The 1,350-nt window shown below is 67.8% G+C and carries 2 protein-coding genes; both read left to right on the top strand.

What is annotated here, in order from left to right; all coding sequences use genetic code 11:
* Positions 1 to 370 precede the first annotated feature (370 nt).
* A complete protein-coding gene (locus VR44_RS39885; RefSeq protein ID WP_045952593.1) occupies positions 371 to 739 on the top strand; it encodes a DUF6247 family protein in 369 nt (122 codons plus the stop codon).
* Positions 740 to 767: 28 nt separating this feature from the next.
* Positions 768 to 1,058 (top strand): hypothetical protein, encoded by a 291-nt coding sequence (locus tag VR44_RS39880; RefSeq protein ID WP_045952592.1) that lies wholly within the window; start codon positions 768 to 770, stop codon positions 1,056 to 1,058.
* Positions 1,059 to 1,350 lie beyond the last annotated feature (292 nt).

The raw sequence follows: 1,350 nt of genomic DNA, 5'->3' as shown, positions 1-1,350 counted from the left end.
GCTGATACCTGCACCAAATGCCGACCAGGACCGCATCCGGGGCTGGTGGGCGCAACGATCGCCGCGTACTCGGGCGGTGTTCGCGCCGCATGGTCTCTGGAGGGTGGAACTATCGCAACTATGATAGTTGCCAGTACCGTGTCAGGCATGGAGACGAGAACGTACACGACTATCGACCTACGCAAGCAGATGGGCGAGATCCTCGACCGCACGCGGATTGCGGGCGAGCCGGCAGCGATTACCCGCAAGGGCAAGACGCTCGGGGGCCTACCTCGTGCCCGCCGAATGGTTCGAGCGCTATCGGCAGTTGGCAGGCGCCGCGCCAGCTGACCAGGACGCTGCCTGAGAACGGATCAGGAGCCCCTACGTCATGACAGCGCAGCCCGTGCACTTCGACGGCCCTGGCGACGACAAGGCCCGTCGCGTCCCGCCGATGCCTGAACGTACGCCCCAGGCCCTGCGTCTGGCCATCCAGGAGCACGCCCCTCACCTCCTACCGGACTTCGAAGCCCACTGGCGGCGTTCGATCGGAGACGCTTTCAACCTCACGCCGGTGCCCGCGTTCATGCGGTTGTGGTGGACCCAGTACGCCATCTCCCGCGATCCCGCCCTGGATGCACACCTGCACGAACTCGAGGCTCGCGCCTCGTCGTCCGAAGATCCCGAGGAGTCCGCCAGACTCCTGGCCGAGTACAGCCGTCTGCGGCGGGCCGCCGCCGCTGTGGAGCCCGGCCAGTGACGGACGAGCTCCGGCCCCGCCCTGGCAGATGGACTGGACAGTCGAGGCCCGCCAGGAATTCGACACCATGCCCGCCGATGCCAAGCAACTCATCCTGGCCGCCCGCGCCGAACTGATCACCGCCCCGGACCCCTACTTCCGAGGCATCGACGCAGACTTGGGTCTTCCGCACTGGATCACGGTCCGCCCTCTGGCCTCCACGAGCCCAGGCGGACCCCACATCGCCGACCTTGCGGGCGGACGCGGGTGGCTCGTCTTCACCTTCATCCGCCGCCATGCCGAGCCCCAGATCATCGTCACCGACACCTTCTGGGCATAGGAGTGGGAGCTGCCCCAGGCGGGCGGTGGACGCTGAGACGGGAGAAGCGCGTAGATCTGACGCGCCCACCGGCCCGGAATGCCGCTGTGATTGGCCTTTGGCGCAGGTATCAGCCCAAGGCGGTCGTCGGACGCTGAGACGGGAGGAGCGCGTAGCGATCTGTCGCGGATTTCGGCCCCGCCGGGGAGGGACGTCGGCCCGGATGCCCGGCGAGGCGGCCCCCGACCACCCCGGCTCTTCGCTGAGGGAGCCGCATGCCCTCCTTACATCCGTCCCGTTCCTTTGGGGGTTT

Source organism: Streptomyces katrae (genome assembly GCF_000966975.1).
GTDB classification, from domain to species: Bacteria; Actinomycetota; Actinomycetes; order Streptomycetales; family Streptomycetaceae; genus Streptomyces; species Streptomyces katrae.
Note: the sequence above shows the minus strand (reverse complement) of the source record. Positions and strands in the feature narration are given on the sequence as shown.

Bases quoted from the DNA above. Each gene is read 5' to 3' on its own strand.
- VR44_RS39885 (WP_045952593.1), top strand. From the start codon at position 371: ATGACAGCGCAGCCCGTGCACTTCGACGGCCCTGGCGACGACAAGGCC.
- VR44_RS39880 (WP_045952592.1), top strand. From the start codon at position 768: ATGGACTGGACAGTCGAGGCCCGCCAGGAATTCGACACCATGCCCGCC.